This window comes from Bacillus sp. SA1-12 (assembly GCF_000981385.1).
Lineage (GTDB): Bacteria > Bacillota > Bacilli > Bacillales > Bacillaceae > Metabacillus.
Window position 1 is genome coordinate 215327 of the sequence record NZ_LATZ01000002.1, and the last position, 26216, is coordinate 241542.

Consider the following 26216-nt stretch of genomic DNA (forward strand, 5'->3'; position numbering starts at 1 on the left):
AAACAGCGGCGAATAAGCCGTTGTTTTAGGTTAAACGACTTAACTCTCCTTAAAATCACCAAATGGCATTTCAACCGTAAACGAACTGCCCTTCCCTACTGTACTCTCAACAGAAATTCTACCATTATGATCCTCAATAATTTTGTATGTAATCATTAGGCCTAGACCATTTCCTTTTTCTTTTGTTGTTAAAAAAGGCTCACCTATTCGGTCGATTAGATCTACAGGAATTCCTTCTCCTTCATCTTTAACGATGATAAGAACTTTATCCTCTTTTCTTTTTGTTTGAACTGTTACAATCCCACCTTTTGGCATGGCATCAATTGCATTTTTAAATAAATTGATAAAAACTTGTTTCAGCTGATTTTGATCACAATTAATCAGCAAGTTTGCATAATCATGTTCTTGTACAATTGAAACACTATTTAGATTTGCCTGTGTTTCTAATAGCATGGTTACATCCTGAATCAATGTGACCAAATTGGTTTTCCTGAACTTTGTTTCTTGAGGCTTAGCAAGAACAAGCAATTCACTTAATATCATTTCAATTCGATTTAATTCTGAAAAGATAATATGAAAATATTGAGTATGATTTTTAAATTCAGGATGCATGATTTGTAAGAAACCCTTAATAGCCGTTAATGGATTTCGAATTTCGTGCGCAATTCCTGCTGCTAATTGGCCTGCTATTGATAGCTTTTCTGATCGCAGCATTAATTCCTCTGTTTTTTTACGGTCGGAAATATCGCGCAATATGACTTGAACTGCCTGTTCACCAAAATAGGTTGTCGGAATGCAAACCATTTCTGAATAAATGGTCTTTTCCTCAGAAATAACCCATGATTGATTTGTTACATTTACTTCAGCTTTACCAGATAGGATGCTTTCTAATGATTCCTTCATTTTCTGATGATCATTCTGGTGTAAATGTTCAAAGATGTTTTTCCCTAACATTTCAGGATAATCGCCAGCTTCAAAAAGCTTTACTCCTGATTCATTAATAAAAACCCATTTATCCTGATGGATTACGCCAATGGTATCAATCGAATTATCAATAAGGCGCTGATAACGCTCCCTGCTTTTTTGGAGTATTTTTTGAAAGTTTCTTCTTGAAGATATATCTGTTAATATGATTAATTCAACCTTCTCTCCTTTGAAGGTTGTAAGATTAGCAGTTACTTCCACATTGATTTCGATACCGTCAAGTCTGCTCCAAGTTTGTTCAATAATCCCTATCTTTTCGCCATTATGCAGTCTTTTAATTCTATTTTTCACTACCTCATGATAACCATTATCAATGAAATCTACTGTGTGTTTTCCGATAAGCTGAGCTTTAGAACTTGCCCCAAGTAACTCCATAAAAGCTTTATTTACATAAACGATTTTCCCTAGATGGGAGATATATAGCGGACTTGGCAAATCGTCGAGTAAAAGATCGCCATCCACCTGCCCAATCGTATAATCCTTATTTTTTTTCTCATTTTCTTTTGATTGTTCAAACATGACATTGTAGGTATCCAGCACTCTAATTTTTAGAACGATATCTTTCCCCTGCTTTGATACGGTACTTCTAATGAAATCTACTGTTGCCTGAAACCATACATATGCCCCATTTTTATGCATAAAGCGAAATGTACATGGGTGCAGATGATGTTCGTTAAAAAAATAACTCTCGATTAAAAATAAATCCTCACTATGTATAAAATCCTTCACATATTTGCCGATTAAGTCATCATACGAATAACCGATAAGTTCAGTAGAATTTGAAGAAATATATTGGAAGCGCCCATTTGAAGAAACTACAGCATATACTTCGACATCTTGTATAACTGTATGAACATTTGTTGCATTATGATCCATAGCATCTCCTCCTAAGTTATGACATCTTCACTATGAAATAGCAGGATAAAATAAAGTGAGATTTCCATCAGTGGGGTATTCTTCCCCCACGGATGGTTAGAGAAACATATCACGGATGGACTGCCACATTCTTATGTCCAGCCTGACTTAGACAACAATCTCTCATTGGATTTTAAGTGCAGTTATCCCCAGCTTATCTTCTTAGCTAAATTTCAATCTTGAGTAGGGGTTTTATTGCCGTTAAGATTAGGATAAACTTGAAATGGTATTTTAAAAAATATCGTTTTTATATTTGTATAGATCCTCACATGATGAACACTATGAATTATCACCTTTTTATACTATTCGATTCCAATTTAGAAAAATCCTTTTTTTAGGTAATTCTCGTATTCGATTAGCATTAAGATATTTTAAGTGTACGTTGTTATCCTCTTTTGTCAATACACTGTTCAAATAATAGGAAAAAAGCCGGTGCATACCGACTTTTTCCTTTGTACCTTTTCAATTAACTCAACTCTCCAATTTCCACTTAAAAATAGGAATTACTGCTTTTTAGCACTCTCATCCCGAAGTATCCTGCGTAAGATTTTTCCTACGTTTGTTTTTGGCAATTCTTCTCTAAATTCAACAATTCTCGGGATTTTAAAAGCAGCTAAATGCTGGCGGCAAAAGCTTATGATCTCCTCAGGATCTGCTGTATTTCCCGGCCTTTGGACAATAAATGCCTTTACTGTTTCCCCGCGAAAATCATCTGCAATCCCAATTACAACAGCTTCCTGCACGGAAGGATGCTCATAAAGAACCTCCTCAATTTCACGTGGATAAACATTGTAACCGCTTGCAATAATTAAATCCTTTTTACGATCAACAATCGATACATACCCTTCCTTATCCATCCTTGCAATATCCCCTGTAAAGAGCCACCCATCCCGAAGAGTTACGGCCGTTTCCTCTATCATATTCCAATAACCTTTCATCACTTGAGGTCCTCTTATAATTAGCTCACCAAGTCTCCCTGTTGGGACTTCTAGGGTACCCGTTGCAACATCAACTATTTTGTATTCTGTGCCTGGGAGGCCAATTCCCACAGTACCTGCTTTTCTTTCAGCAAAGGCAGGATTGCAATGTGTTGATGGCGAGGCTTCTGAAAGGCCATATCCCTCCAAAATTTGGGCACCTGTCTTCGATTCAAACTCTCTTAAAAGCTCGACTGGCATTGGAGCACTGCCGCTATTGCATATTCGAATTGAATCAATCCCATATTCCTCGGCCCTTGGATGGCTGGTAATTGCCATATACATCGTTGGAACTCCAGGAAAAAGTGTTGGCTGCTCTCTTTTGATCGTTTCAAGCACTTCCTCAAGATCAAATCTTGGCAACATGATCATTGAATTCCCACAATAGATAGAAAGATTCATGCAAGCAGACATCCCAAAAACATGGAATAAAGGAAGAACCGTTAAGCATTTTTCATGACCTTTTACGATTTCATCTTTAAAGAATTTATAGGTTTGAACCGCATTTGCAACTATATTACGATGTGTGAGCATCGCTCCTTTTGCCCGACCAGTTGTCCCACCAGTATACTGCAGAACAGCAATATCATGTTCTGGCTCACATTCAATTGGAAGAACAAGACCATTTTGTTTTGCTAAGAAACTGTCAAACGTATCATCCTCCTGTTGGCTTTTCACAGTGGATTGGAGACTAACAGTAATGATATTTTTAATGCTTGTTTTGATTTGAATCGCTTTTATTCTTGGATAAAGAGCATTTAATAATACGATTGTTTCAGCTTCACAATCATTTAACACATATTCAAGCTCTCTTTCAACAAGCATCGGATTTAGTTGTGTAACAATTGCCCCTGCAGTCAATGCACCGTAATAGGAAACTACATATTGCGGACAATTTGGCAGCATGATCGCTACTCGGTCACCCTTTTGGACTCCTGCCTGCTGCAAAGAGGATGCAAATCCAACTACCAATCTTGCAATCTCATTGTATGTAAAGGTGTTTCCATAAAACGAGACCGCTTCATGTTCTCCAAAAATGTCAACTGTCTTCTGAAGCATTTCTGGAACAGAAATAGGAGGTATTTCCACTTCATTTTGGACATAGTCAGGATACTTTGCCATCCAATGTTTAGGATCTTTCATTTTTTGCCTCCTCAATCTTGTACATAATCAATACAACCCTTTTGATATTTTATTCGCCCATTAAATTATGTATTCGCTGCCTGAACCTATGTACCCTTTTTTGAAAAAAAAATTGTTTACTCTTTTTCATCAAATAATTAAATTGAAAACAAAAAGAGACACTAGGTCTCTTAATGACTTCCTTTATATTCTCCGTTATTTTTTGCAGCTTTTACTTTTTTCGCTTTATCATGATGAATTTTATTTGTTGCTGCACTGCCCATTTCATGGCTGAATTCTGAATCAATTACACTTGAATCAAAGCCTTTTTTGTTTTTTTGCTGTGGATCGTTTTTCTTTGTCCGTTTCGCCATCATCTTCACCCCTCAATAGAGATTTCAAGAGTATTTTGTGAAGAAATCAGGGAATTATGTAGCAGATAAGAAAAAAGAAGAGGTTATTCCTCTTCTTTTTTACTGTCTGTGTTTATTTCTGTTGTTGTTACATATTTTTCTTGAAGATCCATATAAGCTTTTACAATTCTATTTGCAATATGCTTATTGACTGGATCACCATCGTCACTAGCCCAAGGTACAACGACACTAAACGCAACCTGTGGATTTTCAGATGGATAATATCCAACGAAGTTTAAGTTATTTGTTTTTCTTCCCCAGTATTCACGTTTAGGACCATAATATAATGTTTGTGATGTTCCAGTTTTACCAGCAACATCATAATCGATATAGGCAGATGCTGTTCCTGATGAAACAACCAGCTTAAACCCTTGTTGGACCTGTTCAATTTCATCTGTCGTATTGTTTACTCGATTTAAAATATTCGGCTCCTTATCAACAACGATAGGTCCTAGTTCATTTTCCTCTACTGGCGCATGGATGCTAGTAACAATACGGGGCTGTACACGATACCCTCCATTTGCAATAACAGAAACATATTGAGCTAATTGGAGTGGTGTATAGGTATCAAATTGTCCAATGGCAATATCCAACAGCTTACCTGCTGAGTCGGGTGTACTGATTAAACCCGAAGACTCCTGTGGTAAGTCGATACCTGTTGCAACTCCTAAGCCAAATTGAGCAAAATAATTACGAAGCTTTTGAAAATCCTCTGAAGTAGCATTAAACGGTCCATTTTTCGTATATGTGATGTCGGCAATTCTCATCGCTACATGAAACATATAAACGTTTGATGATAGCTTTAATGCACTTAAATCAGTCATATAACCAAGATTTTTATATGAGCCTTTTGGCGGTGTTCCTCTAAAGTAAAGGGTCGTATCATAAAATCCTTGGCCGATCGGCATTCCGTCTTGATAACCGGAAAGCACAGTCGCTCCTTTTACTGTAGAACCTGCTTCATATTGAGTTGCAAAAGTCCCATATGCAAAATCAAGCATTTCACCGCTGCGGTTCTCTGGATTAAGCATCTTTCCTACCATCGCTAATACATCGCCTTGATATGGATCCATCATGACAACAAAGGCGCGGTCCATCAAAAAGTGGCTTCCGCTAGCTTTACGGAGTTCTTCCTCAACAATTTTTTCTACTTCCATTTGCAGCTCCATGTCAAATGAAAGCTTTAAGTCATAACCCCTTTGTCCTTCATCAATTACTTCTTCGGAAACAATGTTGCCACTTTTATCGGATATATATTCAATCTTTGCTTTTCTAGGATTTAAGTAATCTTCGTACTGGTATTCAAGGTAGCTCGTCCCCACTCGTTCATTACGGGCATAGCCTCTTGCAGTATAAAAATCCTCCCGGGATTGAAGAATACCTTGTTCAGGTGTACTAATACCGCCGAAAATTGTTTTCAATGATTCATACGGATAATCTCTTGCCCAATCCGTGATCACATCTACACCGGGCAGCTCTTCTAAATGTTCCGCAACCATAGATACTTCTTCATCTGTTAAATTCGTTGATTTGACGATTTGCGGCTCATATTGGTAGCCTGATGAAAAGCGTGTGAAGATGTAGGCAAGCTCCTTTTCTTGATTGCTAGCCTTAATGGCAGCTACATCCTCTTCTGGAACACGTTCAACCTGTAAGCGGTAGGTTTCCGATGGCTCTAATTCCAATTCACTCTCTGAAAGCAGCCCTTTCGCTTCATCCGGATGTGAAGCAAGCCAATAATCCTTTATATCTCGTTCCTTCAGTTCTTCCTCTAAAAACGCTGCATCATAGCTTATATACTGTGCCAGCTTTTTAGCGGTCTCAATTTTGTTCTCCGCTTTTGTTGTTTTATCAACAGTATACGTAATAGCAGGCACACTTTTGTTGTTAACGACTACTCGATTATAACGATCATACATTTTCCCCCGTGGTGCGGGCAAACTAGCATAATCTGATTCCGTTCGTGCCACTTCCTTGGAAAATGCCTCACCTTGGACAATTTGTACGACACCGAGCCGGACAATCAGTGCGACAAACAATAAAAACACAAGGAAAAAAAATACATTTATGCGAATGTATCTGGATTTTTTTAATTTACGATGTTCGGATGCATTCGCGCCTTGTTCTGTCAATACAATTTCCCCTTTCATTAAAAGATCAGCTTATGTTAATAGGTCTATTTTTACTCAATTTAGTCCACCCATTATTTTACCACTAATTTTAAAGAAGATATAGATTTTGAATATGAAAAAAATGTGAAGTAAAAAACTGCAAAAGAAGAGGATCACATCCTCTTCTTTTGCAGTTTTTGAACTCTTAATCGTAATTATGATTATTCTTTATTTTTCAGTTTTCCATAGTTTAATCAATGCCTGTGTACCGCTATTTTCTTCTCCTAAGTCTGCAAGCTGTTCATAGAGCTTATGAGCAAGCTGCAAGCCTGGGGTGTTTAAGTCCAAGTTAGCCGATTCATCGAGAGCAATACCCATATCCTTTATAAAATGCTTCACGAAGAAGCCCGGTTCGTAATTGTCAGCAAGCATTCTTGGAGCTAGATTACTTAGCGACCAGCTTCCTGCTGCTCCAGTAGAAATACTCTTCAATACATTTGCCGGATCTAAACCTGATTTTTCAGCATAAGCAATGGCTTCACATACACCGATCATTCCTGAGGCAATGGCAATTTGATTACACATTTTTGTATGCTGGCCAGCACCCGCTTCACCTTGATAAACAATATTTTGCCCCATTAGCTCAAAGAGCGGCAAGCATTCATCAAATGCTATTTTATCACCACCGACCATTATAGCTAACTTTGCTTCTCTTGCCCCGATGTCTCCTCCTGACACTGGGGCATCAAGTGCATTAATTTCTTTTGCCTTTGCATGATCATAGATTTTTTTGGCTAAGGACGGCTGTGATGTTGTCATATCAATTACGTATGTACCAGGCTTTGCTGATTCAATAATTCCTTTTTCCCCTAAATAGACCTCTTCCACATCTTTTGGATATCCGATCATCGTAATGATGATATCACTATTTGCTGAAAGCTCTTGAATAGAATCCTTCCAAATTGCTCCTTCTTTTAAAAGCATTTCTGCCTTCTCTTTTGTTCTAGTAAAGACATTTAGCTGATATCCTCCGTTTAAAAGGTGCTTAGCCATGCTTTTCCCCATAACACCCAGACCAATAAATCCTATTGTTTTATTCATAGTAAGATTTCCCCCTTACAATCATTTATGCCTACCTTTTATATTGATTTTAACATGCCGCCATCTATTAAAAATGTTTGTCCAGTCATATAGCTATTTGCATCAGATAATAAGAAGCTGACATAATTGGCAAATTCTTCAGGTTCACCATAGCGTCCTAATGGAATTAAGCTTTTCATTTTTTCTTCTATGTCTTCTATTGACACTCCTTGCTTTTCGGCCGCTTTTTCATCTAAAAAGGCAACACGGTCTGTTGCGATTCGCCCAGGTGCGACTGTGTTAATTAGGATTTGATAGGGAGCGAACTCAGTTGCAAGTGTTTTGGTTAGTCCAACAATGCCTGTCCGAAAGGTATTCGATAAAATAAGTCCAGGGATGGGTTCCTTAACAGAGGATGACGCAATATTTACGATTTTTCCTCCTTTTAGCTTCATATAAGGCAATACTTCTCTCATAATGCGAATATAGCTTAATAGATTTAATTCAAAGGCATGCTGCCAATCATTATCTGTCATTTCCTCAAAAGTTCCAGCAGGCGGACCGCCGGCGTTATTCACTAGTAGATCTATTGAACCGAATTCAGACACAGTTGCCTCTACAAGCAGTTTGATGTCATCCTTATCTTTTATATCACATGCTTTATAGTGAATTTTTCCTTTTGCTGTTCGTTCTAGCTCACTTTTTACCAATTTCAATTTTTCCTCATTACGGCTTGAGATCATCACATTTACGCCTTGTTCAGCAAGCTTTTTTGCGATTGCCTTTCCAAGCCCTTGGCTTGATGCAATAATTAGGGCATTTTTCCGGTGATACTCTAACATCATTTTAAAACACTCCTTATGTAATGATATGTTTATTTTACCATTTCCTTATGAAAGCTTTAACTAAAGTATCCTGAAAATTTTTATAATGATTGATAGGAGTAAAATGACCGAGATTTATGAAGGAACAACGGACTTATAACAGTGGCACTTGCTAAGCCTCCTAAACCATCACTAAAAACGAGCCGGATGGATTTTAAATCACAAGGCAGTTTAACAGAACCTTATTTAGAAGCAACAGCTTTTAGAAAAGAGCTTGAACATTGTTAAACAAAGTTTTTCATCTCGTTCATGTACTTAGTTGTTCATTTAACACCTAAGTTCCGAAAAAAGCTTTCTGTAAGATTCATGATGTGATGTAAATAGAGGTAATCATTAAGTTATAGAGAGGTTGATTAATTTGTTCATTACTTTTTTAGAGGTAAATTTCCCAAAATGTTGAAAATCATTTTATGGATACACCATTTTGACTGCTAACTAGTTAGTTTTTCATTGGGGATAGCCCCCACATATTTTTGGGGACTATCTTTAATAATCGTAAAACCGATTTATATTCTAAGTAAAATATTCAACTTTGCCATTAGGAAAATATTGATCTACATAGCCTTCAAGTGTTTCACGAAGTTCTTGTTCTTGATCCTTGGGGTAGATGTATTTTCCTATTCCATATCTTCCCCATTTATATCTTCTTTCTTCTTCATTTAACTCCAGCCTTGTTTTCGGATAGTTTTTTTGTATCACCCGTTTTGCTGGTTTTGTAAACCTATGCTGGATCATTTCAAAGGTGATATCATCTCGAACATCTGCGGGAATGTGAGCGTCGAGTTTTTCAAATAATTCTTTATAGCCTTCCTGCCAATTTTCGTGTACATAAATTGGTGCAACAATAAAACCTAATGGATAACCTGCTTTTGCTACTTTCACTGCTGCCTCAATTCTTTGCTCTAATGGAGAAGTACCCGGTTCAAAATTCTTAATCACATAGTCAGCGTTTATACTGAATCGAAATCGTGTTTTTCCATTATGTTTGGCATCTAATAGATGATCAACATGATGAAATTTTGTCACAAACCTTAATCTTCCTATATCCGTTTGACCGAAATATTCGATCGCTGATTTTAATGAATGTGTTAAATGATCAATCCCGACAATATCTGATGTACACGAAGCTTCGAAACGAGTAATTTGCGGGCTCCGCTCTTCCATATACTTTTGAGCTTGGTCAAGAATCTCATCAACATTTACATAAGTACGAATATATGGCTTACTCCCCATAGTTGTTTGCAAATAACAATAATGACAGTGACCCATACAACCTGTAGCAAGTGGTATAGCATATTCCGCAGAAGGTTTTGAACTGTCAAATTCAAGTGTTTTTCTGACACCGATAACTAAAGTAGATTTTGCAGTCCGGTATTGTTGAAGATGATTATTACCAGGAATATTTCGCACTTGATTATGTGAGGTTGTTTCCCTAATCTCCAACCCCATTTCTTCAAACTTTTTTTTCAGTTCAACTCCACGAGGGTATTCAAGTGCTCTTGGTTCAATATAAACTAACTGTGGAACAAAAGGTTTTATCATAATTACCATCCCCTCAATAAAAAAAGCGCTATGACACCTGCTCATCGGCAACAAAGCAAGGTCTGGCAGAAAAAGAAGGTGTTTAACACCTACGTTATTTCCAAAATAAAAAATAAGCAGAAGCCGATTGAAGCTAAGTGCATTTTTTTCTTTCTAAACGTAAAGAAGGCATCATATATGATTAACCTTTGCTTATTACATGTTTCTTAATCTGTGAAAAAATGACATTAATTATATTGCTGATAATCGAATAATTGATTATAAAGCTCCTCCGCTTCATCGAAACTTGTGAATACAGCATCATCTTCTTCTAAAGGATGGTATGCATCATGAAGAAATAAGGCAAGCTCATTCGGATTTTTTGGATGCTCTACAACTTCTGCTTTTTCAATATTTGCAACATTCACTGCATGCGGGTTTCGGTAGATCACATAGACTTCTTCACCAATTTGATAATTGTTTTTTACCATTTGAACCTTCCCTCCATTTTTTAAGTTCATTCTAGGAATAGGTTGTCCAATTTAGTAAATTTGAATAAAAAAAGACAGGCATAATACCTGTCTTTAAATAATTATGAAATGTTAAAGGTTTCTTTTACAAATGTAACAACTTCTTCAGTTGTGCTCATTGCTAATACTTTTTCTTTAAAGCTTTGTGCTTCTTCTTTAGAAAGACCTTTAATTTGAGAACGCGCTGGAAGGATAGAAGTAGCACTCATAGAGAACTCATCTAGACCTAGTCCGAGTAACAATGGGATAGCAATTTGATCTCCCGCCATTTCCCCACACATACCTGTCCATTTTCCTTCTTTATGAGCAGCATCGATAACCATAGAAATTAGACGTAAAATCGCTGGATTATATGGTTGATACAAGTAAGATACACGCTCATTCATACGGTCAGCAGCCATAGTGTATTGGATTAAATCATTTGTTCCAATGCTGAAGAAATCAACTTCTTTTGCAAATTGATCTGCCATTACAGCTGTTGATGGAATTTCAACCATCATACCAATTTCAATTGAATCTGAAACTTCTGTTCCATTAGCAACAAGCTTTTCTTTTTCTTCTAAAAGAATGGCTTTTGCTTCTCTAAATTCTGAAACCGTAGCAATCATTGGAAACATAATTTTTAGATTTCCATAACCGCTTGCACGTAATAATGCACGCAATTGAGTACGGAAAATATCCTGCTCTTCTAAGCATAAACGAATCGCTCTAAAGCCTAAGAAAGGATTCATTTCTTTAGGAAGATTTAAGTATGGAAGCTCCTTGTCTCCGCCAATGTCTAGTGTACGTACAACAACCGGCTTTCCTTCCATTCGTTCTAGAACCGTTTTATAAGCATCAAATTGCTCGTCCTCTGTTGGAAGTTGGTCTCTGCCCATATAAAGGAACTCTGTACGATAAAGGCCGACAGCCTCTCCTCCATTTTCTACTACACCCTTTACATCATCAGGTGTACCAATATTAGCAGCAAGCTCTACATGCACTCCATCTTTAGTTAGAGTTGGCTCGTTTACCAGCTTTGCCCACTCTGCTTTTTGTGCTTCATATTTTGCTTTCTTCTCTTCATATTGAGCAATAACTTCTGATGAAGGATCCACGATTACATCACCATCAAGTCCATCAACGATGACAATCACACCATTTTCTATAGTGGAAGTTGCTTGTTTAGTTCCAACTACAGCTGGTATTTCCATAGAGCGAGCCATAATAGCCGAATGTGATGTCCGTCCGCCAATATCTGTTGTAAAGCCCTTGACATATGTTCTGTTTAATTGTGCAGTATCAGAAGGTGTTAGATCTTCCGCAATTATGACAACTTCTTCAGAAATTAAACTAGGGTTAGGAATTTGAACACCTAATAAATGAGAAATTACACGTTTTGTAACATCTCGGATATCTGCTGCGCGTTCTTTCATATATTCGTTATCCATCGACTCGAACATAGAAACAAACATATCAGCTGTTTCTTTCATTGCAAGTTCAGCATTTACTCCCTCAGTGCTAATCTTATCCACAACGGGGTTAAGCAGTTCAGGGTCGCTTAAGACGAGTAAGTGAGCAGCAAAGATTTCTGCTTTATCTGCGCCTAGTTCACGATTTGCATGCTCTTTAATTTTTTCAAGCTCAGCTTTTGATTGACTGATCGCTTGTTCAAAGCGTTGTTTTTCAGCTTCTTTATCAGTAATTTCTTTCTTTTCGATCTTTAGTTCTGGTTCCTCCAGGCGGTATGCTTTTGCAATAGCAATACCAGCAGAAGCTCCAATCCCTTTAAGGTTTGTACTCATTATTCGCCAAGCCCTTCTTTTTTCAATGTTTCTTCAATACCAGCAATTGCATCATCTGCATCTGAACCAGCTGCAGTTATTTTAATTTGAGATCCTTGAGGAATTCCTAAAGACATAACACCCATGATTGATTTAAGATTTACAGTTTTACCATTGTATTCTAAGTTAACATCTGCATCATATTTGCTAGCTGTTTGTACTAAAACTGTTGCTGGACGTGCGTGAATTCCTGTTTCTGCTGTTACTGTAAATGTTTTTTCTGCCATTTTTCATCATTCTCCTTTTAGTTACGTTATTCTACAAAATACTATTTTATCAGTCACAAATCAAAAAACAAGTGTATCGGATAGAATATTCAAATTAATCTTCTATCGAAATGATATTGTCTTCCTTTGCACTTACCTTGCCTTTTGCTTGCAATCTAATTGATTGACCTTCTTTTAAGTTGGTAAAGACAATCGGTGTCATTGTTGTTGGTGCATGTTGCTTTACAAATTCAAGATCAACTTCAAGTAATTTTTGCCCTTGCTCTACAATGTCGCCTTCTTGAACAAATGCCTCAAAGCCCTCACCTTTTAGGTTAACTGTATCAATACCGAAGTGAATTAAGATTTCTTTTCCACCGTCAGACTGTATTCCAATTGCATGCTTTGTTGGGAAAACATTTAAAATTTTACCATTAACTGGTGATACTACAGTTCCATTATCAGGTAAAACAGCAAATCCATCTCCCATCATTTTGCCTGAAAATACTTGGTCAGGAACTTCGGTAATATCTTTAATTTCACCTGTCAGCGGGGATACAAATGTCTCATCTGCTACATCATTTTTTAGGCCATCTGCAACTACATCTTCTACTTGTTCTTGAACTTCTTGAGTTTGAGAATGTGTTTTTGTTACTCTAGGCTTTTTACCTGCCATAACATCCTGAATTTGTGTCTTTAAATTGTCTGATTTCGGCCCGAAAATAGCTTGAATATTGTTACCAACTTCTAATACCCCTGAAGCTCCAAGCTTTTTCAAACGGTTTTTATCTACTTCTTTAGCGTCATTTACCGTTACACGTAAACGAGTGATACATGCATCAAGATGTTTGATATTTTCTTGACCACCTAGTGACTGTAAAATTTGAACTGGCAAATCATCTGAAGCTCCTTTTGTTTCACCTTCATCAGAAGTTTCAACCTCTGCAGCTTCACGTCCAGGTGTTGCAAGATTCCATTTGCGAATCGCAAAGCGGAAACCAAAATAGTAAATGACAGCAAGCACTAAACCTACTGGAATAACCAGCCACCAATTTGTTTGCGGGTTCAATACTCCAAACAATAAGAAGTCAATTAATCCCCCAGAGAAAGTCATCCCGATTTTTACATCCAATAAATGCATTGTCATAAAGGATAAACCGGCAAAGATAGCATGAATTCCAAATAACACTGGTGCAACGAACAAGAATGAGAATTCAAGAGGTTCTGTGATACCAGTTAAAAAAGAAGTCAATGCAGCAGAACCCATTAAACCAGCTACCACTTTCTTGTTTTCAGGCTTTGCTTCGTGATAAATCGCTAATGCAGCAGCAGGTAAACCGAACATCATGAATGGGAATTTACCAGTCATAAATGTCCCTGCAGTTAAATCTTGTACACCATCTCTTATTTGATTAAAGAAAATTGTCTGGTCACCACGCACTGTCTCACCTGCAGCGTTCACATAGGAACCAAACTCAAACCAGAATGGCGAATAGAAAATGTGATGTAATCCAAATGGAATCAGGGAACGTTCGATCACACCGAAAATAAATGCTGCTAACGTTCTATTAGCATCCAACAGGTTTGTTGAAAATGCATTTAAGCCTGTTTGAATAGGCGGCCAAATGAAATACATAATAATTCCAAGAACGACTGCTGAAGCAGCAGTGGCAATTGGTACAAATCGTTTACCTGCAAAGAAACCTAAATATTGCGGCAATTCTATTGTAAAGAACTTATTGTACATATAGGATGCTAAAACACCTATGATGATTCCTCCGAACACTCCTGTTTGCAAGGTAGGAATTCCGAGAACATTCCCATATGCGGCACTATTTGCTGCTAAAAATTCTCCTAGTGCAGCTGAATCTGTAGGCATGACTCCCAAGCCTTTTAAAATACTGCTCATTGTAACATTCATGATAAGGTAACCAATCAATGCAGCGATACCTGCTACCCCATCACCATTTGCAAGACCGATGGCAACACCGACTGCAAATAATACCGGTAAATTTGAGAAAACAATATTACCAGCATTCTCCATTACACTCGCGATCAATACAACCCAATCGCTTGTTAAAAATGGCGCAATGTTAATTAATGTTTCATTTTGCAAGGCATTACCTATTGCTAATAAAAGCCCCGCAGCTGGCAATAACGCAACCGGCAACATGAGTGCACGTCCTATTTTTTGCAGGACGCCGAACGCATTTTTAAACATGTCGTTAACCTCCATTACTTTTATTAGTGATAACAAGCATTTTTAACCATTAAACATGAGCTTTCAAAAATTTTTGACCGTTTACATTAGTACAGATAACAGATTAAAAGGTAAAAACAAATAAAAAAAGGCATGATGAACAGAGGTTTATCCGCTAATAGGTATACTTCCCCAAAATAGCAAATAAAACACATCTTGTTCACTCATGCCTGATCGAATCAGTAACACGTGAAGCGCGTACCGGACATTTTATTTATTTGTTAGTCGGTATAAATGCATGGTTAAATAAACAGCTTCTGCTTCATAGACTGGTTTTTTTAACGCCTGTTGCATCACTTTAATCATTTTCCAAGAGATATTGTAGCATAGAGGATATTCATTTTTCAACAAAAAAGCTAATTTTTCGGGTTCAGCAACTGTTTCACCAGTATTAACTCTTTCAATCGTGTAACGAAGATGCCGAACAAGCCTCAAATAATTCACACTTTCACGATCTACCTTTATTTTTAATGACTCTTCAATAACATCTGTTAATCTGCTAATTAACTGAGAATATTGGTTTACTTCTGACAGAGGTTTATTTGTAACGGAACTATGAATGTGTAAAGCAATAAAACCAATTTCCCCCTCAGGCAACTTGACATTGAGCTTTTTATTTAGGCGATCAATGACATCTGTTGCTAGCTGAAATTCAAAGGGATAAAGAGATTTCGTTTCAATTAAAAATGGATTTTTCAAATCCATCCCTTGCTGTAAACGCTTTAATGCAAAAGTGATATGATCTGTTAAGGCAATATGAATATGTTCATTTAGCGGATGCTCAACACGATCAGATATATATTGGATCACATCCTGTACGACATCAAGCATCTCTTCATCAATATCAGTTAATAGCTTTTTGTATTGTTCCTGCTCCTTTTGATTAGTTAGCACAAACATTTTTTCAAACCGATCTTCCTCAATGATATCATCTTTCTTTTTTCCAAAGCCGATTCCTTTTCCAATTAAAACAACCTCACCAAATGAATGATGATTGGCAATTAATACATTATTATTTAATGCTTTTTTTATTTGAAAGGACTCCTTCACGAAATCCACAGCTCCTTTTCATTCAATCTTTCTCATCGTACAAGAGTTGACGAAGATCGTCAACGTAATTGTCGCTTTATGTAGAAAAAAATAACAAAAAAATATCTTGACATACATGTTTGTATACTCATTTGAATCACTTACCTTTTAGCTTTTTTTCTATAATAAAAAATGATACTCGTAAGGATGGAATAATTGGGAAAGATAAACCCGAGGTGAAAAATTCATGAAAAGGATAATAAAGATATTTCTGTTCCTTCTTTGCTTATTTGTTTTTCATACACAGCAAATATCTGCAGAAAACGGGACGGTAAAGGTTTTAGATATTGAAACAAGTAATATCATAAAGGAGATTAACAGCTCAGAGGCAATAGATGAAGATGTTCAAAAGGCAATAAAATCGATTAAAAGAGTGACCGTTCAAGCAAATCCAATTCCAAAAAAAGGATATTTAATTAAAATTCCTTTAACCAAATCGATTAAAATTAAAAACAAGTGGTTTGAAGATATTGTCAGCGAAGTTTTGCTTTTATATATCCCTGCAACGAAGAATGAGGGTAAAATCATTCTATATAATGATGAAAATACACCAATGTTCTTTGATATTGAGTATGATTTTTCTCCATTATTAAAAAAGTTAAGTGTTGAATAAGAAGTAAAACCTTAAGCCTAGGGGAATAGAAAGAATTTAAAAAGAATGCTTTTTAGCCGTTAAATCCTAATTTTTAAAATATCGATGATCAGGCGCTGACGGCAACCGGTAACCCAGCGTACTGTCGATGTTGGAAAAAACTTACCCTTTCTGTACTTTAGAGCTGAAAACGGAACACTTATAAACAAGTATAAGGAATTTTAAGTTTCTATCCATAAAAAACAAAAAACTACTTTCCTTCTGCCACAGAAGTTTACTGTATCATATTTGTCTTTATGCTATAATATATTTAGTAACGACCGTGGATGTTGCCGCATCCACAGTCTTCAGTCAAAATTGGATCGAACGATAAGTTTTATAGACCTGTTCAAGGTCTATTTTTTTTGTGAAAAAGCTAAAATAGCTACAATCAAAGAAGCAAAACTAAACATAGCGACTAAGCTTTCATATATGGTCAACAGGCATCACCCCCCTTCAAAAGGGGCTTGTTTGATCCATTTGACTGTAACCTTATTGTATCATAAACCGAAACAACTTTGGAACATATGTTCGTTTTTAGTTATATCATCCTATCCTTATGAACAATTCAGCCATTATTTCCAGTTACAATTTTTTTAATTTTGATTTACTCTTGTAAATTGAATCTTTGTTGCTTTGATACGCTCAAGAGTATTGTAAGAAATTTTTACTTTAGCAAGTGTCCCTTTAAGTGCTTCTTCATGGTTTGACTGTGGTGATAGGTACATAACCGAGAAATCGTATAAAGCCCTTGCCAATAATTCAACTGCTTTTTCCTGTTCACTTCTTCTTTTCTCTTTATGATCTTTAACAGAAAGGCGGATGATGTCCTCTGTAATTTGTTGAATTAATTTCACTTTTTCCTGCTCAGTCATTACCTTCTCTCCTTTCAAAATTGTCATTGAATAAAGGATTGCTCAAAAAGTCCATTTATATCATCATACGTTTATAATAAAGGAAATATGGCAATATTTAGTGAGGAAAGCAGAAAATATTTCTACCTTTATCGCCTTACAAAACGAACATATATTCGATTATTCATGTATAATAAATAAAAAATGTACATTTATTTCGTCCTTGAAGGTATGTCATTTTGAGGCAATATCTTGGATTAGCCTGGAAAAGCAACTCCCAATCGATATTATTCACATTTTAATTAGAAGGGGAGTTTTCACATCAAAAAATTTATGAAGATCACAGCTTTTCATTTAGAGAGTAAAAATTGCAAAGGTTTCATTAATACCACTCACTTTTAACCTCATTATTTCGAGCCTTTTTCGAATTCAATCAACCGTCATTCCTGTATATAACAAGCTGATATTTGTTAAGTGCCGCCAGTTCAACCGATCTTATAAACAGATTATTTTTAAAATCTAAAGGTTTTGCCATGTAAAAAAGGGGTATTAAAAAAGTAGCGCGCTTCTTGGTTGAATGGTAAACACAACATGACGCTTTTCATTTGGCGCGGCCTAGGAGCCGTATTGATATAAGAGAGGCAGGGCTTATATCGTTTTGCGTCAATTTGTTTTGTTCTCTTTATCTGCAGCTAAAGAAAACTCACAAAAAAATATACAAATTTTACATAGGTGTACAAATGATGGGATTGTCATATCAAGTATTTGTCGATTTCATCCCCATTAAGAAAAAAGAGCTGCTAATAAGGCAGCTCTTTGTCAATTTTCCACTATCTTTTCACAGCTCGAAACCCGTCGGCTATTGCTTCAGCTTCTGTACAAAACATTTTTTCAGGTTTTGTTACCTTATAGGAAGGTGAATCTACTGTATGATAAATCTTCTCTCCCTTTGAATTAATATTACCTTTGATCGTACAATCCTCTGTCCTATTTTCTTCTTGAACAACTGAAGATTCTTCTTTAAATCCTTGATCTGTGGCATAATTTTCAATACTCCAAATCCCGATCCCTTTTTGCTGAGCCCGTTTTTGAATCTCATAAAAATCATCCACATATTTTGTATTAGGCTCGAACACATAGGCTACTCTTGCTAATCCTTTTTCGAGAAGCAATTGATTGACCATTTCTCCATTAACATAAAGATAAACTAATAGCCTGCCATATTTGTCACGCTCACCTATATCCATCTCTAATTCTACATTCGCATCATGTAATAACTCTTTTACAAAACTGCTAGCCTCTGGACCGAATGGCTGGATTTGTTTAGTAGGATGAACTGTTTCTGGTGTATCTACTAATAATAGCCTGGCAGTTTCCTCTTTTCCATTAACCGTTACATGAACGGTGTCGCCATCAACAACCCTTGTGACATGAGCAGAAATTCGATCAGAACCATTTTCTTGTAATACACAGCCACTAGTTAAAAATAAAGCGATGATAGCTATCATCCAAATTCTCAAGCTTTCTTTTCTCCTTATCCTTTTGAATAAAATCAATTGTATATCAGAACGTTCGGATAAAACTTGACTTTTTAGTTGATCACAGTAAACTTTTTCGTAAACTTTGTTAAAACCTCAAAACCATCTTTAGTGATCATCACATCGTCTTCGATTCTGACGCCGCCAACACTTGGTACATAAATACCCGGTTCAATTGTAAAAACCATGCCTTCTTTCAATACTGCGTCATTCGTATGGCTCATAGAAGGATATTCATGAACGTTTATTCCTAAACCATGACCAAGACGATGCGGGAAGTTGTCACCATAACCTGCATTTGTAATGATTTCTCTTGCAATTAAATCCAGATCACCGATTCGTTTTCCTGGTTTACTGGCTTGTAAAGCTGCTACTTGTGCTTGCAAAACAGTATCATAAATTTGCTTTTGCTTTTCTTCATAAGATTTATACACAAAGGTTCTCGTAATATCTGAACAATAGCCATCTAGAACCACACCAAGATCAAATAATACAAAGTCACCCTCGCTTAAAGTTTTTAATCCTGGGTTCCCATGAGGCTGACCTGATTTCTCTCCGAACAATACCATTGTAGAAAAGGACATTTCACGAATACCCTTTTTCTTTAATTCATATTCGATCGTAGCGAGAACTTCCATTTCGGATATTCCTTGTTTCAGTGCATTAATACCAACTTGGACTCCATAATCCGCTAAATCTGCTGCTTGACGTAAAATTGCTGCTTCTTTTTCGTCTTTTATGACACGATGCTCGTTTAATATCTGTTCAACAGAAACGATTTTTTCCGGATTGATAATTTGCTGCAGATGTTCCACTCTGCTGAATGAAATTTCCTCTTTTTCAACCGCTAATTTTTGAATTGATTTAAGATCACGTTTATCAAGAGTCGCTCGTATTCGTTCCCAAGGACATTCATGATCTCCATAACCGACAACCTCGTAACTCCACCCAGCTTCCTTTACTTGCCCTGCTTCCATCTGCGGGCAAATAAAAAATGGTTCCTTTTCTTTAAAAAGAAATAAACCCATTAATCGTTCATGCGGATCTGTATAAAAGTTTGTTAAATAAAAAACATTTTCCTTTGAGTGGATAAAACACATCTCAATATCCTGCTCTTGCAGTGAATTCATTAGTTTCATTAAACGTTTTTCCATATATCTTTCACTCCTATGCTATATCACTATAATAACATCATAACAAACCTTAATGATTCTGTGGTACATCACCCATGATATTTGTAACATGTTTTTAATAATTATCGTGTACTCCAAATTATTATTTTCTTGTATAATAACTACATACAAATACAGGAACAATATTGAATAACAAACTTATTTGATAGTTAACGCTTTTACTCTGGTTCTAATTTTTTGTCATTCTTTTATTACTTCCTATTTTTCTTCCTGCTAAGGAGTTGTTTTTCGTGCTTCAATGGGTAAAACGTCACCTAGTTTCGATTCTTTGCATAATTGGCGTTCTCGCACCAATTATTGGTATGTTATTAATTGATATTTATTATTATAGTACAGTGTTCGGTTGGATTATAGGTTTTTGTTGCTTTGTTACTTCCTATTTTATAGTAAGCAAGAGACCTGATGATGATGAAAAAACATCTTCTCCTTCAGCTAGTGAAACTTGACTCAAAATAAAAGGGACCTTCTCAAATGAGAAGGTCCCTTTTCAATAGATGGAGAAAGTATAAATTTTGAACTTAGATTCAATTTCAACTCAAGACGCAGTCGACGAACAACGCGAAGTCAAGTGGAGTTATGGCGGTTGACTTCGCGTTAGTAACTTCCTCCAGTTATAATCAAATAGGAACAGCAGGTAAAGAACACCTGCTATTCCTATTTACTTAATGCCTAGTATCTTGTGCTTTTTATCCTTTTAATAAACGCAGACCATTCAAAATAACAAGAATTGTACTTCCTTCATGGCCGATTACACCTAAAGGGAGATCGAGTACTTGAATAAAATTCGAGCAGATTAATAGCGTTATAACAGACATCGAAAATACAATATTTTGTTTAACAATTTGATTCATTTTTTTCGATAACGAAACAGCCTTCATAAGCTTAGATAATTCATTCTTCATGAGAACAATATCTGCCGTTTCCAAAGCAACATCCGTTCCTTCGCCCATTGCAATTCCTACATTAGAAACAGCCAGCGCTGGAGCGTCGTTAATTCCATCTCCAATCATAGTTACAGTGCCATATTTTTCTTTTAAAGACTTAATTTCATTCACTTTATCTTCAGGAAGGCACTCTCCAATAAAATGATCGATTTGTAATTCTTTTGCAATAGCCTTTGCTGTAGATCGGCTGTCACCTGTAAGCATAACGGTTTTTATTCCATTTTTCTGCAAAGTTTGAATAGCTGTCTTCGCATCTTCTCTAACAGTATCTTTTAACGCTAAAAGACCGATAATTTGTTCCTCTCGAACTACATAAACAATTGTTTTACCTTCCCTAGCCAGTTTCAGACCTACCCCATCTTCAAAACTGTCCGCTTGATCTCTGCCAACAAAGTCAGCTTTTCCAATTTTCCATTTAACATCATGTAAAACTGCAGTAATTCCAAAGCCAGATCTTTCATCAACCGATGTCATTTTAGCGATTCGCATCGGAAATTCCTTTTGAATTTTCGCAACGATTGCACGAGCTAATGGATGATTTGATTGATTTTCGATTGATAAAACTGCTTCATAAAATGAATCCGGATCAAGGACATTTGAGATGATGATATCTGTTACAGTTGGTTCACCTCTAGTTAATGTACCTGTTTTATCAAATACTACAACATTTGTTTTACTTAATTGTTCTAAATGTACGCCTCCTTTAAATAACAGGCCACTTCTTGCTCCATTTGAAATAGCTGATAAAGTAGCTGGCATAATGGAAGCAACCAAAGCACAAGGGGAAGCAACCACCATCAACACAAGTGCACGGTAGATTGTTTCATTCCAACTCCAACCAAGAGCAAAATGCGGAAGTACCATCATGATTGCTACTAGGACTAACACTGCTTTTACATAGGTTCCTTCAAATTTTTCAATGAATTGCTGTGATGGGGATTTTTCAGATTGAGCTGATTGGACAAGATCCAGTATTTTCTGAAACATGGTTTCCGTGCTCTTTTTTGTTACCTTAATAGTAATGGAGCCGTTCCCATTGACAGTTCCAGCAAATACTTCGTCGTTTATCTCTCGTTCAACAGGCATTGATTCACCAGTAATTGCAGATTGATCAATATTTGTTTTACCAGTTAAAATAAGCCCATCAGTAGGAACTCGTTCACCAGGCTTTACGAGGATCGTATCACCAATTTGCAAAGAGGAAACGTGAACTCTACTTTCATTACCTTGTTGATCAACAAACCAAGCCTCTTCAGGCTGAAGACTCATCAAGGCCGATATCTCTCTTTGGCTTTTATTCATCGTGTAAGTCTCAAGTGCCCCGCTTAAGGCAAAAATAAAGATTAAAATGGCTCCTTCTGTCCAATAACCAATAATTGCAGAACCAACGGCCGCAAAAATCATTAACAGTTCAACATTAAGTGTTCTTTCTGAGATTGTTTCTTCAATACCTTCCTTCGCCTTCGCATAGCCGCCAATGACAAACGCTAAAATAAATAAAGAAACGGCAATGGATTGATTTTCATTGCTCTCAAAAAACCAACCAAAACCAATAAGTACACCAGCAATAAGGGCATTAATAAGTTCGATATGTTCAGTCCATTTTGGAAAAGTATTATGTTCGGATTGAATAGGACTTGCTAATTTACTTGCTGAATTTAGTTCCAATTCTCTCACTCCCTCTAGCCAAGATATTCAGTTAAATAAGGCTTAAGTATTCTATCTATTAAATTATGTCCGACACTCAAGCTATAACAACATTACTATATTAATTATTATAACTAATTAATTAATATTTTCAAGTAATAATTATTATAATTATTATTTAATAATTATTATTGATAACGATAACCTTTCTCATTCTCTTTTTCTTATGGCATTTATAGATGATTTTCTTTTCTTTTACCCTTTAGTATAACGTTTAAAGCTTGTAAAGGTTCAAACGCAAAAAGCCGGAGGTTTTAACACTTTGCACCTCCAGCTCATAAATGCCTCTAATTTTTCCTATGTAAAATGGCTTCTTTCAGAAGATTAGATGTTACTGGCCCTAAAATTTTTTTTCGAACAATTCCTTTTTCATCAATAATAAAAGTTGTTGGGATTCCAATAATATTGTACGATTTCGATACTTCACCGTTTACATCCATTCCGACTCTATACGGTATGTCCGCATGGTTTACAAATTGGATAACGGCTCTTTCATTCTCCTCTGATGAGGTTACATTGACACCTAAAAGCTCAACGTTCACTGACTGCATCTCTTCACTGAATTTATTTAGTTCTTCCATTTCTTCTTGGCAATAGGTACACCAAGTTGTCCAAAAATTCATAACCACTATTTTCCCTTTATATTCAGATAACGATACTGTTTTCCCTTCAACTGTTTTTAATGTGAAATCATTGGCTTGCTGTCCTTCTTGCACGACCTTTCTCTCTGCTGCATAGACACCGTTAGCTTCAGTAAAAACCAGGCAAATGATCAGACTTAATAGGAAACGGATGATTTTATTGTTATTCATGGCTATCACCTTTTTAATTCTTTTTTTCAAAACTGTATTAGCTTTAGCTTTTGCAAAATAAAGAGGTGAAATACAAAAAAATAAAAAGACGGTTTGCCCTTAAGCTAACCGTCTCACCGTCCTAATTTAATAAGTAAATTTTCTTTTCATAAAATAAACACTCAATCCTAATTTATTACAAATCGTAACATAATGCATGAGCATAAGCAGCACAGCCCCCATGTTCATACCTAGAATAATTCCTTTCATATGAAGAAAATCCAATGAACCTAAGACATACATCATCCCAAATGAAATGACATGTGACCAAATCGTATGAAACAAAGCATCCTTGACAAGACCTAATCCAATTAAATAGGCCTGCATCGGGATGATAAAGAAATGAAATAAAAAATATGGCCATAATATTTTTAGATAGAACGAGGCTGAGGTTGATTCGAAAAATAAGTGTGTTAAGGGCTCAGCAAATATATAGATGGCAATTACTGAAACCGTACCATATAAAATAGTGATCATCATTGACTGTTTAAGCAAGCGAATAAGCCTTGTCATATCATTATTTGCAAATGCTTCGGATACATTAGGAATTAGCATGATCATTAAGGAATGTCCGATAAATGCGGGGAAAAAGCCGATTGACATGGCCACTCCAGCTAGCATTCCATAATGCTCAGTTGCCATGACACTAGAAAACCCGGCACTCATCAGCGCCGCTTTTACTAAAAAGGGCTGAATAGCATGTGTAAAAGAATGAAAAAGCCTTAACCCGGTTGTTGGCAAAGAGACTGAAAACAGCGCCCTTCTTACATTCCTTCCATTTATATACTTATTTGATTCTTTTCGTAATAGTTGATATTGAATAAAGTATGCTGCCACTAAATATGTACATACAAAAAGTTCACTAGCAATTAGAGTCCCTAAAGCAATGAGCAGAGCCACCTCAAGGTCGAAATTAAAGGATTGATAGACCCAAAATAAGAAGACAAGTTGAACCGCTTTTTTCAAAAAATTCGAAAATGCAATCTTTCCCATATGTTGTACACCCATAAAGTACCCTCTTGCAAATGAGGAGAATGAAACAATAGGAATGATTAGAATGACCAACCATTTAACATGTGGGTGGTATTCCTGAAATACAGAAATTGCAGGCAAAATCAATGCTGTTGCCAACATAAAAACTATGGTTAAAATAAGTGTTAAGTGAAAGGAATGCCGGAGCATATGGTAATGTGTTTCACGATGCTTTTCTGCAATATACTTTGAAATTGAAATCGGCAGCTCTAAACTGGCAATAATCACAACGAAAAAAATAACCGGAAGGATTGTCATATACAATCCCATACCCTCTTCTCCAAGCTCTTTAGCTAAAATCATATTGACAAAAAATTCAAGACACTCTCCAAAAAACGCTGCTATGACAAGCAATAATGTTCCTTTAACAAATGTATTCATGATGTCGTCCCTTCGTTTTTTAACTAGTCCATTACTAAAGAATATGAGACAAGACATCAAATTATTATTGAATTAAGCAAGCAAGCAGAAGGCTTTTCAAGCTAATCGATGACACCTGTTTCGGAAATAAGAACATCTGCTTTGACTTCTACGTTTAAATCTTTAATTTTTTCTCTCCATTTTGAAATATCGAAATCCCTTGATTTTGATCTGATATCATCACCAATCCCAAGCGGGTCAATATCTAGCTCCTTAAATTTGCCTATAAGGGCCAATGATTCTTTTTCAATTTCATCCTTAAATGCTTTTTCAGATTTTCTTATTACATTTGGGGTAATTTTTTTCCCTGTGTACTCATTTATATATCCCTCAACATGAGCTGAAATTTCCACTTTAAGTGGATTAAGTGAGACTAATTTTAATTTTCTTGAAGATGATATACTTTTTATCCCTGCTTTCTCTTTCGAATCGGGGATATTTAATGTATACGATCCTTGTGAATATTGGTCTGCAAGAATTTTAAAGAAAAGCAATTTTTCATTGGGTATTTCTCCAACCAACTTAACATCATCAAATAATGCTAGCCCATCTATTAAAACATCCTTTTCTTCTTTTTTAAGAATCGGTAAATATGGGTCCTGTCCCTTTGAATAATATTGAAATAAAAACAAATGCAGATTAGACCTTGGCAAATCACGGTGCAGTTTATTATGAAGGATTAAACTTGATAAAAATCTGGAGGCTCCTTGTGTACCAAAATCCGCCTCCAGAACCTTTTTCGCTTCATCCCTTGTCACAGCCAACAAAAGCCGCTCACTGATCGTAGCATCACGTTGCAGGGTATCAACCAAATCGGTGATTCCAGATCTTGACAATTCCTCACCAAATAAAACAACTTGCAGCTTTCCCAGGACTAGAGGATCTGGTGATTTCTTTTGCATATCTGATAGTATATCCCTGCTTAATTCTGAAATTTCATCAAGTTGGTAATCCTGTACTGGCTGGTCCTTCAAATACGTATTAGCAATCGCAGTTCCCCTAATTCTATCTTCTTCAACCTTATCAAAGCCTGTTACGGTAACAAGGTTTACATCATCAATAATTTCCTGTTCGACACAACCTATTAAAAACAACTGAAGGAGAATGACGATCGGGAACATTTTTTTCATT

The 26216-nt window shown here is 36.2% G+C and carries 22 protein-coding genes; 2 read left to right on the top strand and 20 right to left on the bottom strand.

From position 1 onward, the window contains the following. Nucleotides 1–39: 39 nt before the first annotated feature. The 12 genes from WQ54_RS02235 to glcT form a co-directional block, all read right to left on the bottom strand. The gene (locus WQ54_RS02235) at nt 40–1860 is read right to left on the bottom strand and encodes a PAS domain S-box protein (protein WP_046511464.1); all 1821 of its coding nucleotides are present in this window, start codon (nt 1858–1860) and stop codon (nt 40–42) included. Nucleotides 1861–2402: 542 nt separating this feature from the next. Then, nucleotides 2403–4019 (bottom strand): long-chain fatty acid--CoA ligase, encoded by a 1617-nt coding sequence (locus WQ54_RS02240; RefSeq protein ID WP_046511467.1) that lies wholly within the window; start codon nt 4017–4019, stop codon nt 2403–2405. A 170-nt stretch (nt 4020–4189) separates the two neighbouring features. Further along, entirely contained in the window at nt 4190–4372 is a 183-nt protein-coding gene (locus WQ54_RS02245) for a hypothetical protein (RefSeq protein WP_046511470.1), read from the bottom strand. An 83-nt stretch (nt 4373–4455) separates the two neighbouring features. After that, nucleotides 4456–6543 carry a penicillin-binding protein 2 gene (locus WQ54_RS02250; RefSeq protein ID WP_046511474.1) on the bottom strand — a complete coding sequence of 696 codons (2088 nt, stop codon included), beginning with the start codon at nt 6541–6543 and terminating at the stop codon, nt 4456–4458. A 207-nt stretch (nt 6544–6750) separates the two neighbouring features. Further along, entirely contained in the window at nt 6751–7623 is an 873-nt protein-coding gene (locus WQ54_RS02255) for an NAD(P)-dependent oxidoreductase (protein ID WP_046511477.1), read from the bottom strand. Nucleotides 7624–7661: 38 nt separating this feature from the next. Further along, nucleotides 7662–8447 (bottom strand): SDR family oxidoreductase, encoded by a 786-nt coding sequence (locus WQ54_RS02260; protein ID WP_046511480.1) that lies wholly within the window; start codon nt 8445–8447, stop codon nt 7662–7664. Between the two features lie 552 nt (nt 8448–8999). Beyond that, the gene (splB, locus tag WQ54_RS02265; RefSeq protein ID WP_046511483.1) at nt 9000–10028 is read right to left on the bottom strand and encodes a spore photoproduct lyase; all 1029 of its coding nucleotides are present in this window, start codon (nt 10026–10028) and stop codon (nt 9000–9002) included. A gap of 227 nt (nt 10029–10255) precedes the next feature. Next, nucleotides 10256–10498, bottom strand: coding sequence for a transcriptional regulator SplA domain-containing protein (locus WQ54_RS02270; protein WP_046511486.1), 243 nt, complete (start codon nt 10496–10498; stop codon nt 10256–10258). A 101-nt stretch (nt 10499–10599) separates the two neighbouring features. Next, nucleotides 10600–12321, bottom strand: a complete 1722-nt coding sequence (gene ptsP, locus WQ54_RS02275; protein ID WP_046511489.1) for a phosphoenolpyruvate--protein phosphotransferase — start codon at nt 12319–12321, stop codon at nt 10600–10602. Further along, entirely contained in the window at nt 12321–12587 is a 267-nt protein-coding gene (locus WQ54_RS02280; RefSeq protein ID WP_046511491.1) for a phosphocarrier protein HPr, read from the bottom strand. The genes ptsP and WQ54_RS02280 overlap by 1 nt, the downstream gene beginning before the upstream one ends. A gap of 94 nt (nt 12588–12681) precedes the next feature. Next, a complete protein-coding gene (ptsG, locus tag WQ54_RS02285) occupies nt 12682–14787 on the bottom strand; it encodes a glucose-specific PTS transporter subunit IIBC (RefSeq protein WP_046511493.1) in 2106 nt (701 codons plus the stop codon). Between the two features lie 249 nt (nt 14788–15036). After that, the gene (gene glcT / locus WQ54_RS02290) at nt 15037–15876 is read right to left on the bottom strand and encodes a glucose PTS transporter transcription antiterminator GlcT (protein ID WP_046511494.1); all 840 of its coding nucleotides are present in this window, start codon (nt 15874–15876) and stop codon (nt 15037–15039) included. Between the two features lie 226 nt (nt 15877–16102). On the opposite strand from glcT, the gene WQ54_RS02295 reads away from it, so the two are divergent. Then, a complete protein-coding gene (locus tag WQ54_RS02295; RefSeq protein WP_046511495.1) occupies nt 16103–16528 on the top strand; it encodes a hypothetical protein in 426 nt (141 codons plus the stop codon). A gap of 374 nt (nt 16529–16902) precedes the next feature. On the opposite strand, the gene WQ54_RS35555 is transcribed toward WQ54_RS02295, so the two are convergent. The 4 genes from WQ54_RS35555 to WQ54_RS02310 all read right to left on the bottom strand — a co-directional run bounded on the left by WQ54_RS35555 (nt 16903) and on the right by WQ54_RS02310 (nt 20092). Next, a complete protein-coding gene (locus WQ54_RS35555) occupies nt 16903–16986 on the bottom strand; it encodes a putative holin-like toxin (RefSeq protein WP_366945230.1) in 84 nt (27 codons plus the stop codon). Nucleotides 16987–17142: 156 nt separating this feature from the next. Beyond that, nucleotides 17143–17421 carry a hypothetical protein gene (locus WQ54_RS02300; RefSeq protein ID WP_046511496.1) on the bottom strand — a complete coding sequence of 93 codons (279 nt, stop codon included), beginning with the start codon at nt 17419–17421 and terminating at the stop codon, nt 17143–17145. An 809-nt stretch (nt 17422–18230) separates the two neighbouring features. Beyond that, the gene (locus WQ54_RS02305; protein ID WP_231597432.1) at nt 18231–18920 is read right to left on the bottom strand and encodes a thermonuclease family protein; all 690 of its coding nucleotides are present in this window, start codon (nt 18918–18920) and stop codon (nt 18231–18233) included. A gap of 71 nt (nt 18921–18991) precedes the next feature. After that, nucleotides 18992–20092, bottom strand: a complete 1101-nt coding sequence (locus WQ54_RS02310) for a Xaa-Pro peptidase family protein (RefSeq protein WP_046511498.1) — start codon at nt 20090–20092, stop codon at nt 18992–18994. A 269-nt stretch (nt 20093–20361) separates the two neighbouring features. Between WQ54_RS02310 and WQ54_RS02315 the strand changes: the two genes are divergently transcribed. Continuing rightward, nucleotides 20362–20577, top strand: a complete 216-nt coding sequence (locus tag WQ54_RS02315) for a hypothetical protein (protein ID WP_046511501.1) — start codon at nt 20362–20364, stop codon at nt 20575–20577. A 240-nt stretch (nt 20578–20817) separates the two neighbouring features. Here WQ54_RS02315 and WQ54_RS02320 read toward each other — a convergent pair whose 3' ends face one another. From WQ54_RS02320 to WQ54_RS02335, 4 genes are all read right to left on the bottom strand, one after another. Further along, a complete protein-coding gene (locus WQ54_RS02320; protein WP_231597435.1) occupies nt 20818–22707 on the bottom strand; it encodes a heavy metal translocating P-type ATPase in 1890 nt (629 codons plus the stop codon). Nucleotides 22708–23069: 362 nt separating this feature from the next. Next, nucleotides 23070–23594 carry a TlpA disulfide reductase family protein gene (locus WQ54_RS02325; RefSeq protein WP_052737621.1) on the bottom strand — a complete coding sequence of 175 codons (525 nt, stop codon included), beginning with the start codon at nt 23592–23594 and terminating at the stop codon, nt 23070–23072. 126 nt (nt 23595–23720) lie between these two features. Beyond that, nucleotides 23721–25046: a polysaccharide biosynthesis protein gene (locus WQ54_RS02330; protein WP_046511506.1), complete on the bottom strand. Its 1326-nt coding sequence runs from the start codon at nt 25044–25046 to the stop codon at nt 23721–23723. 101 nt (nt 25047–25147) lie between these two features. Then, nucleotides 25148–26215, bottom strand: coding sequence for a Ger(x)C family spore germination protein (locus WQ54_RS02335; RefSeq protein WP_046511509.1), 1068 nt, complete (start codon nt 26213–26215; stop codon nt 25148–25150). Nucleotide 26216 lies beyond the last annotated feature (1 nt).